Below are 8,998 nucleotides of genomic sequence, written 5' to 3'. Positions count from 1 at the left end.
CTGAAAAAGTTTTTAAATTTTCGACCAGATTCGATCATTCAGGGGAGTGATTAAAATGACTAAACAGGTATCTAAAATTTTAGCGGGTTTCATCACCGCGCTTTTGGCCGGTTCCGTTATCGCAGCCGATAACAACATTGAACCGATAGGAAAAGATTTAGCCGCCTCACCGGAAAACATTGAACCGGCATTCCACAATGCGCCTCGTCAAAGCGAACTGCCGGCCTTAAACTATGTTAACCAACCACCGATGGTACCGCATAGCGTGGCGAACTACCAAGTGACCAAAAACGTCAACCAATGTTTGAACTGTCATAGTCCGGAAAACGCACGCTTAAGTGGCGCAACTCGCATCAGCCCGACACACTTTATGGACCGCGACGGCAACATCGGTTCAAGTTCTTCGCCGCGTCGTTATTTCTGTTTACAATGCCACGTATCCCAATCTAACGTGGATCCGATCGTGCCTAATAATTTCAAACCGTTAAAAGGTTACGGCAATTAATAAGGAACGGCTATGTCAGAGAAAAAACCAAACTTCATCCTACGCTTTTGGCATTGGTTTCGTAAACCGAGTCGTTTAGCCGTTGGTACGATTATTTCCCTCGCCTTTGTCGGCGGTATTCTGTCTTGGGTCGGGTTTAACTACGGTTTGGAGCAAACCAACACCGAGCAATTCTGCGCAAGCTGCCACACACAAGACGCGTATCCCGAGTACTTACACAGCGTGCATTACCAAACGCGTACCGGTGTTGGCGCAAGCTGTCCTGATTGCCACGTACCGCATGAATTTTTACCGAAGATGAAACGTAAAATCGTTGCGGCGAAAGAAGTGTATGCATACTACACCGGCAAGGTGGACACGCTTGAGAAATTCAACCAACGTCGTTTGGAAATGGCGGAAAACGAGTGGGCGCGAATGAAAGCGAACGATTCGAAAGAATGTCGCAATTGCCACAAAGTGGATCGGATGAATTTCAATGACCAACGTTCCGTTGCGGCAAGAATGCACCAAAAAATCCAAACGGAAGGGAAAACCTGTATTGATTGCCATAAAGGTATTGCACACCAATTACCGGATATGAGTGGCGTGGAATCCGGCTTTAAAGACGACAATAAAGCAGCAGAAGCGAAAAAGTAAAGCATTTCGCCTGCACATGAAATGAAGGTCGTAAATAGCACCGCATTGGAAAGCCTTTCAATGCGGTGCTATTTTCAATTATGAACGACGAAAAACGGCACCTATTTCTTATAGGTGCCGTTTTTGTCGGAAATTTATATTATGGGATTTAGAAGAACAAAATCGCTCCCCAAACGACACCAACGATGCAAAGTGCTACAAATACCGCAGCGGAACCTTGATCTTTCGCGCGCCCTGAGAGTTCATGGCGTTCGCTACCGATACGATCTACCACGGCTTCCACGGCGCTGTTTAACAATTCCACGGCCATCACTAATAACACGGAGGCAATCATCAAGGCGATTTCAATTTTGGTTTCGCCCAAAAAACAGGCGAGCGGAATTAAAATCACCGCGAGAAAACATTCGTGGCGAAAGGCCGCTTCGTTTTTGAAGGCGCTTTTTAAGCCTTGCAAGGAATATTTAGTAGAATTGATTAAATGGGTTAAGCCCGTGGTTTTATACATAACTGTTCCTGTTTTATAAACGTTTGGCTTCGATCACGTCGTCGAGTTTCGAAAGCCGTGCCAAAATCTTGCTGAGGCTTTCCACATTATGGAGTTCAATTTCCATATCGATGGTCGCCAGTTGTTTTTTGGGTTCAGTGCGGGTTGATACATCCGACACGCTGATTTTCTCATTTGCCAGAACCGTAGTAATATCGCGCAATAAACCGTTCCGATCGCTTGCCACAATACGAATATTAATGTGGAAACCGCCCGCATAATTTTCACCCCAAACGGATTCCACCACACGTTCCGGGTGCATTGCCTGTAAATCCGAAAATTGTTCGCAGTCGGTTCGATGAATGGAAATACCGCGCCCTACAGTGATATAGCCGACAATGGCATCGCCCGGAATCGGTTGACAGCAACGCGCGATATGATGCATCAAATTGCCTACACCTTCCACAATTACGTAGCCCTGTTTACCTTCATTTTTTTGCTGCGCATTGAGTACGCTTTTATTCACCGTCTTATTGGCAACATGGCGCAAAATTTCTTGATCAGCTTGCTCGGCGCTCACTTTAATCAATTTGCTTTGTAAAAAATTCACCAAATGATTCAGACGAATATCACCGCTGCCGATGCCCGCATAAAGATCCTCTAAATTTTTTAGGTTGTAACGAGGCAACGCATAAGGCTCGACTTGTTTGATATTGAGATTTAAACGTGCCAATTCGTTATCGAGCAATTCCTTGCCTGCCGGAATATTCTTATCGCGATCTTGTTTTTTAAACCATGCTTGAATTTTCGCGCGAGATTTCGCCGTGTGAGTAAAACCTAAATTCGGGTTTAGCCAGTCGCGGCTTGGGTTCGGGTTTTTCTGTGTAATGATCTCGATTTGATCACCCATTTGCAGTTGATAGGTAAACGGCACGATACGCCCTGCCACTTTCGCACCAACACAACGATGACCGATTTCGCTATGAATGGCATAAGCAAAATCCAACGGTGTAGAACCGGTCGGTAAATCCACCACCTCACCTTTCGGAGTAAATACATAAACCCGGTCGTCAAACACTTGGCTACGCAATTCCGCCATCACTTCGCAGGAATCAGTAATATCGTCTTGCCACGCCAACAGTTTGCGCAACCAGGCGATTTTTTCTTCGTAAGCCGACATACTGCCGGTAGTGCCTTCTTTATATTTCCAGTGGGCGGCAACACCGAGTTCCGCATCATCGTGCATTTGTTGGGTGCGAATTTGTACTTCAATCGGTTTGCCACCTTTACCCAGCACCACAGTGTGAATGGATTGATAACCGTTTGGTTTCGGATTCGCAACGTAATCGTCGAACTCTTTTGGTAGGTGTTTGAAATGAGTGTGCACGATGCCCAATGCGGTATAACAATCCTGCAATTTCGGCACGATAATGCGCACCGCTCTGACATCATATAAACCGCTAAATTCTAAATGTTTCTTGCGCATTTTGAGCCAAATGCTGTAAATATGTTTCGGGCGACCGTAAACTTCCACTCGTTCAATGTTTTCGCGCAAATAGCCACTGAGTTCCGTCACAAAATCCGCAATGTAGCGTTCACGATCAAGACGACGCTCCTGTAAAAGGTTGGCAATGGCGCGATATTGTTCAGGATGTAAATAACGAAAGCAATAATCCTCCAACTCCCATTTCAACTGACCGATGCCCAAACGATTGGCAAGAGGCGCATAAATATTGGAACATTCTTTCGCGGCAAGCACTTTGTCTTCTTCGGAACAGCGATTTTCCGCATCGCGTAAGAAGGTGATACGCTCGGCAAGTTTGATAATCACGCAGCGGAAATCGTCCACCATGGCAAGCAACATACGACGTACGTTATCAACTTGCAACGCATCAGCGGAATGGCTGGCGTTGAGTTGGCGAATGTTATCCATATCCTCCACGCCTTTGAGCAATTTACTGATTTTCGATCCAAAGGTCTCTTTTATATCTTCCCAATCGACAAGCTTATTGGCGACCACAGGAAACAGCATGGCGGTCAACAAACTATCCGCATCCATATTGAGTTCGTGCAGAATTTCCACCATTTCCACGCTGGATTGCAGAGTTAAGGTCGCATTTTTCATCTCGTCGGGATTGGCGCTCATTAGCCTGCGCGCATAATACCAAGCCTCAATCAGATTTTTTTCGGTTTGTTCCGCCAGTTTCAAACCGTCACACCATTGTTCAATCACAAAATCTTGCGGATTTAACAAATGAGAACTGCGCACAGCAACCATAATACCCCCTTGTGATGAAGAAAGAGCGACCTCCTGTCACTCCGTTTTTGAGCCGTTATTGTACACTACTTTCGCGTAAATAATGTGATGGATTCCAAATGCCCGGTATGCGGAAACATGTCAATCACCGCGCTTTTTTCGATTTGATAGCCGAAGTCGCGTAAAATTTCCGCATCGCGCACCAGCGTCGCCGGATTACAAGAAACATACAAAATCTTTTTCACTTGCAATTCCAGCACCGCATTCAAGGCAAACAACGCACCGCTTCTCGGTGGGTCAAGTAAAATTTTGTCGAAGGGCTGCATTGCCCAAGATTGATCGATAAAGGATTGGGCAAGATCCGCTTGAAAAAATTCAACATTACGAATCTGATTATCTAAGGCGTTTTGGCGAGCTTTTTGTACCATTCCCAAAACACCTTCAATGCCAACCGCACTTTTTGCCCGTTTAGCAAGCGGCAAGGTGAAATTGCCCATACCGCAGAACAAATCCAACACACGGTCTTGCTGAGTTAATTCAAGCCAACGAAGTGCCGTTTGAACCATTTTTTCATTTAACGCACGGTTAACTTGAATAAAATCGCGAATATCAAAATGCAATCTTGTGCCGTCATCAAATTGATAATAAGGCGCATCGCCGTAAATCTGCTCAATGCCGTCATCGCTTTGCAAAAACAGCATTAAACATTCGCGCTCGGCAAAATTTCGCAGCAAAACGCGGTCGCTTTCTGCTAAGTTTTTGGTGTAACGCAATAACATCGCCACGCCGTTATCCGCTGCCACCAACTCAAGGTGACCAAGTTGTTTCGGCGCGGAAAATCGGTTTAACAGCTCGGTAAGTTGCGGCAATAAGCGATTAATGGCAGGCGCCGCCGTTGCACAGGATTGCGCGGCAATGAGCTGATGCGAATTTTTCCGGCGAAACCCCATTTCAATGCGGTGCTGTTTCGGGTTCTCACATATACTCAAACGCACGCGACGACGATAGCCCCAAGGCTCACCACAAATCATCGGTTGAAAAGAAATCGGTTCGGGCTGTAATTTGCTTAAGCGACTAAACAATGCGCGCTGCTTCGCTTCGCGTTGCATTTCGACAGGAATGTGTTGCCCTTGGCAGCCGCCACACTGCTCGTAATAAGGACATTGCGGTGCAACGCGTTGAGGGCTCTTGGTTCGCCATTGTTGTGCCGTTGCGCGTCCGTATTGGCGCTTTTCTTCCAATACGCGGCATTCCACTTGTTCATGTGGCAAGGCATTTTCAATAAACCAAGTTTTACCGTTAATTTTTGCTACGCCGAACCCTTGGTAATCCAAATCCAAGATTTCGGCCTTAAGGTTAGAAACGTTTTTTGTTTTTTTCGGAGGAGAATAAAGGAGTACCATTATTTTAAATAAAGAATATTTTGCGTAAATAATTCTCGGCTTTTTAACGGTTTGTTTCCAAGATAAGGTTTAAGCGCCATACGGGTGAAGCGTTTAGCCGCTTGGCGTACACTTTCATCGGAAAAATCAAGTGAATTGAACGCCATCAAATCGCGCCCGTAAAAAGTCTGGTTATCTTTCACTAAGGATGCGATAAAACCTTTTTCTTCGCGGTAACGATAAGTCATACTCGCCTCCACCGCTTCGCCACTGCCGACGCAATGCAGAAAATCCACACCGTAGCCGAGGATTCGCAATAAGTTAAATTCAAACGAACGCAAACATGATTCAATGTTCGGCTCCGTAGCCAAACCGGTCAAACATTGCAAATAATGCTGAAACAGTTGTGGATTTGCCGTTTCCGGTTCAATCACGCGCGTCACTAATTCATTCACATAAAAACCGCTGTAAAGAGCGGTTTGTTGCAAAGGTAAAGTGATCGCGGCGGCTTCCGCTTTAGTGAGGGTTTTTAAACTGCTTTTGCCGCTCCAACGTAACAACAACGGGGTAAAAGGTTGAAGCGCCGATTTCCACGCGGAACGTTTGGCGCGCGCACCTTTGGCAACCACGCTTAAGCGACCGCTTTCTTCGGTAAACAAATCCACCAATAAGCTAGTTTCGCCGTAGGGACGACGATGAAGCACAAAGCCGCGTTGGAGTTCTGTTTGCACGGATTATCCTAATGATTTGTCCGTGGTAACTTCACGCGGTTGTAACACGCATTGCTCTGCCAATATTTCGCCCACACTGGTTTTTAAGCTGCTAAAATCTTCGCGCTGTTGCCACGTCCAACGGATATTACCGTAATTATTGCCGCGTTCTGAAATAACGGAAGTCAATCTTTCCGTCACACCGTTAAACGTGACAGTAACGCGTTTTAAGATTTTCTTATTCTTTTTTTGTTCGCTATGAACGACGCGAACTTGCTTATTATCTTTACAAAGATATAAAGCCGCCGCGCCTTTTTGTGACGCTTTATCGACTTTCTCCACCGCCATTTTCTGCGGATGCGGTTCGTTTAATAACGTATTTTGTGCACAACCGACCAGTAAAAGGACGGAGGAAACCAACAATGTTTTTTTCAGCATAAGCACCTACCTGAATTAAACAAATTAAGCGAATGAAAGAAAAAGGGCGAATATTCGCCCTTAAAAATTATTTTTTGAATTGATACGAACCGTCGGATTGACGAACAAACTTCGCACCGTCAGGTAAACGCAGCTCACTAACACGCCCTTGTGCGTTCAATGAAACCTGCACTTTATCGCCCGATTTAAAATTACTTAACGCATTGCCCGCACCGCCGGCCTTGGTCATCGCGTTCACATCGGCAATATTTAAATTGTTATCGCGGAATACTTGCATTAAAGACACGCCTTGCGGCACCGTTAAAGTTTTGCTCGTGCGAGCCGTGGAGGCGGTTTCCTTAGTCGAATTACCGACCGGTTTTGCCTCAACGATTTGAACTTTATGATCATTTTTTGCCGCGATTTTCGCCTCTTGAACAGGCACTTTCGGTGCGCTTTCGACTTTTACCGTTTTCGGCTCTGCAGTATTTTTTTCAACATTTTTGCGTTCCTGCATCGCCGGTTTGAGTGCTTCATGTTTTATCGTTTCATGACGAGGCTCCGCCACTGTTTTGCGCGCTTGCGAAAGCGTTCCGGTTTGCTCACCGGAGAGCACCGCATTGCTTTGCGCAACTTGAGGTTTCAATATATTTTGAAGCGTCTCGGCCGGCATTTCACTTCCCGTTTGCGCTTGCTGATCCGTCTGTGGTGCGATTTCAGATTGCGACGGAAGGCCGTCTAACACGGTGTTTTCCGGTGCCTGAGATTGATCTAAAGATTGAAATTGCAACGGAATTTCGTTGCTATTTTGCAATTCAAAAGATTCCACCGTATCAGAATTCGGTTTTAACGCGAAAAACACCATCAACAAAATCACCAATGCCAAAATCGTAACAAATAAGCGGCGATGTCTTTCCGGCAAAATTTGCAATAATTTCCATTTTTCCGGACGTTTCAATGCGGTGGCCGCAGCGACAGCGCTTGCCGCTAAAGTTTGTTTGCTTGACTGCGCGCTAGAAGTGTCCGCCTCAAGCGAGATTTCCTCGTTGTTTTTGGCATTATCAATGACCTGTTCGGCGCCGGATTCGACTTTTTCTTCCGCATATTCCGCCTTCGGCTGCGGAATCGTTTGTGTCGGCGTCGCCATATCTTTTGTCAATTCACTTTCACCGAAAGTCGGTTCGCGCCGCACGTGAAATTGGGTTTCCGGCTGTCCTTTACGACCGAACAAACCTTTTAAACCTTTCGCTTTATCTAACAAAGATTCACTTGGTTGTACCGGTTTTCTCGGTGTAACCGCATCCTCTTGGCCTAAACCAAGATCCAATTCATTTTGGGATTTGTTGTCGTTTAACGGATTGTTATTCGCCATATCTACAGAACTACCTCGATTAATAAATGACGGCACATTTTCGTTCTTGTTGCCGAGTGCAGCAAAAGTACAATGAAAAAAGTACAGTGAAAAAGTGCAGTAAAAAAATTGCGGGTATTTTATCGGATCTTACTGTGGGTATAAAGTTTTATTTGGCTCGCCGGCAATTTCTCGCACCAGCTTCGGCACCAGATAACCGCTGGTAAGCGTCTGTAATTTTTGATAAATCGCCAAAGCCCGTTCATCTTCGACTAAGAAATGCGCGGCGCCTTGTACGCGATCCAACAAATGCAAGTAATAAGGTAAAATACCCGTTTGAAACAATTTATCACTTAAGGTTTTGAGAATGTAGGCGTCGTCGTTAATGTCTTTTAACAACACCGATTGATTAAGCAAAGACACGCTCGCCGCGCGCAATTTTTGCATACTTCCGGCAAAAAGTGCGTCAATTTCGTTCGGATGATTAATGTGTGTAACCAAGACGGTTTGTAAACGCGTTTCAACTAACAAGCGACAAAGTTCGTCAGTAATGCGTTGCGGAATCACCACCGGCAAGCGGGTGTGAATACGTAAGCGCTGTAAGTGTGGAAATGCTTCGAGGTGCGTGACCAACCAGACCAGTTCGGCATCTTTCGCCATCAAAGGATCGCCGCCGGAAAAAATGATTTCTTCAATTTCAGGATGGGTGGCGATGTAATCTAAAGCCTGTCGCCAAGTTTTTTTATTACCGGGATTTTCATCGTAGGGAAAGTGGCGTCGAAAACAATAACGGCAGTTTACCGCGCAACCGCCTTTCACCATAAAAAGGAGGCGATTTTGATATTTATGAATGATATTTGGCACCGCATTGAAGCCTTGTTCTTCCAGTGGATCGGCGCTAAAACCTTGCGCCTGTATGAATTCCGAATCACTGCACATAACTTGTAAAAAAAGAGGATCCTGCGGATTGCCCTTTTCCATTTTCGCGATGAAAGGTTGCGGTACGCGCAAGGCGAACGACTTACGCGCGCCAAAGGACTGAATAAAATCTTGTTCCGACAAATTTAAGGTTTTTAGCAACAATTGAGGATCGGAAATGGCATTTTTTAGTAAGACGAGCCAATTTTGTTCTTCTCTAATCGTGAGTTCTTGAGTTAGAATACGCACCTTTCAAATTATCTCTATTTCTTATTCTTAGGATATTTAATATGGCTACATATACTACCAGTGATTTCAAACCAGGTCTAAAATTTATG

At 45.3% G+C, this 8,998-nt stretch carries 9 protein-coding genes; 2 read left to right on the top strand and 7 right to left on the bottom strand.

Annotation, left to right across the window (positions count from 1 at the left end):
- The first annotated feature begins 55 nt into the window (after positions 1 to 55).
- Positions 56 to 505 (top strand): nitrate reductase cytochrome c-type subunit, encoded by a 450-nt coding sequence (locus ACO59Y_RS01090; protein ID WP_373603775.1) that lies wholly within the window; start codon positions 56 to 58, stop codon positions 503 to 505.
- A gap of 12 nt (positions 506 to 517) precedes the next feature.
- The gene (locus tag ACO59Y_RS01085; RefSeq protein WP_486129886.1) at positions 518 to 1,141 is read left to right on the top strand and encodes a NapC/NirT family cytochrome c; all 624 of its coding nucleotides are present in this window, start codon (positions 518 to 520) and stop codon (positions 1,139 to 1,141) included.
- A 148-nt stretch (positions 1,142 to 1,289) separates the two neighbouring features.
- Here the strand turns inward: ACO59Y_RS01085 and ACO59Y_RS01080 are convergent, their stop codons facing one another.
- The 7 genes from ACO59Y_RS01080 to epmB all read right to left on the bottom strand — a co-directional run bounded on the left by ACO59Y_RS01080 (position 1,290) and on the right by epmB (position 8,909).
- Positions 1,290 to 1,646, bottom strand: a complete 357-nt coding sequence (locus ACO59Y_RS01080; protein ID WP_373603773.1) for a diacylglycerol kinase — start codon at positions 1,644 to 1,646, stop codon at positions 1,290 to 1,292.
- A 13-nt stretch (positions 1,647 to 1,659) separates the two neighbouring features.
- Positions 1,660 to 3,903, bottom strand: a complete 2,244-nt coding sequence (gene relA, locus ACO59Y_RS01075; RefSeq protein ID WP_373603772.1) for a GTP diphosphokinase — start codon at positions 3,901 to 3,903, stop codon at positions 1,660 to 1,662.
- A gap of 65 nt (positions 3,904 to 3,968) precedes the next feature.
- The gene (gene rlmD / locus ACO59Y_RS01070) at positions 3,969 to 5,285 is read right to left on the bottom strand and encodes a 23S rRNA (uracil(1939)-C(5))-methyltransferase RlmD (protein ID WP_486129883.1); all 1,317 of its coding nucleotides are present in this window, start codon (positions 5,283 to 5,285) and stop codon (positions 3,969 to 3,971) included.
- Positions 5,285 to 5,995 (bottom strand): DNA repair protein RecO, encoded by a 711-nt coding sequence (gene recO / locus ACO59Y_RS01065; RefSeq protein ID WP_373603770.1) that lies wholly within the window; start codon positions 5,993 to 5,995, stop codon positions 5,285 to 5,287. The genes rlmD and recO overlap by 1 nt, the downstream gene beginning before the upstream one ends.
- Before the next feature lie 3 nt (positions 5,996 to 5,998).
- A complete protein-coding gene (locus ACO59Y_RS01060) occupies positions 5,999 to 6,412 on the bottom strand; it encodes an Opacity-associated protein OapB (RefSeq protein WP_486129881.1) in 414 nt (137 codons plus the stop codon).
- Positions 6,413 to 6,479: 67 nt separating this feature from the next.
- Positions 6,480 to 7,763 (bottom strand): opacity-associated protein OapA, encoded by a 1,284-nt coding sequence (gene oapA, locus ACO59Y_RS01055; protein ID WP_486129879.1) that lies wholly within the window; start codon positions 7,761 to 7,763, stop codon positions 6,480 to 6,482.
- Positions 7,764 to 7,892: 129 nt separating this feature from the next.
- Positions 7,893 to 8,909, bottom strand: a complete 1,017-nt coding sequence (epmB, locus tag ACO59Y_RS01050; RefSeq protein WP_486129877.1) for an EF-P beta-lysylation protein EpmB — start codon at positions 8,907 to 8,909, stop codon at positions 7,893 to 7,895.
- Between the last annotated feature and the right edge of the window lie 89 nt (positions 8,910 to 8,998).

It is taken from the genome of Rodentibacter sp. (assembly GCF_057314195.1).
The sequence above is the reverse complement of the archived record's forward strand: the minus strand, read 5'-3'. Positions and strand labels throughout refer to the sequence as shown.

Coding starts and splice junctions, on each gene's coding strand:
- ACO59Y_RS01085 (WP_486129886.1), top strand. CDS start 518: ATGTCAGAGAAAAAACCAAACTTCATCCTACGCTTTTGGCATTGGTTT.
- ACO59Y_RS01090 (WP_373603775.1), top strand. CDS start 56: ATGACTAAACAGGTATCTAAAATTTTAGCGGGTTTCATCACCGCGCTT.
- oapA (WP_486129879.1), bottom strand. CDS start 7,763: ATGGCGAATAACAATCCGTTAAACGACAACAAATCCCAAAATGAATTG.
- ACO59Y_RS01060 (WP_486129881.1), bottom strand. CDS start 6,412: ATGCTGAAAAAAACATTGTTGGTTTCCTCCGTCCTTTTACTGGTCGGT.
- ACO59Y_RS01080 (WP_373603773.1), bottom strand. CDS start 1,646: ATGTATAAAACCACGGGCTTAACCCATTTAATCAATTCTACTAAATAT.
- relA (WP_373603772.1), bottom strand. CDS start 3,903: ATGGTTGCTGTGCGCAGTTCTCATTTGTTAAATCCGCAAGATTTTGTG.
- rlmD (WP_486129883.1), bottom strand. CDS start 5,285: ATGGTACTCCTTTATTCTCCTCCGAAAAAAACAAAAAACGTTTCTAAC.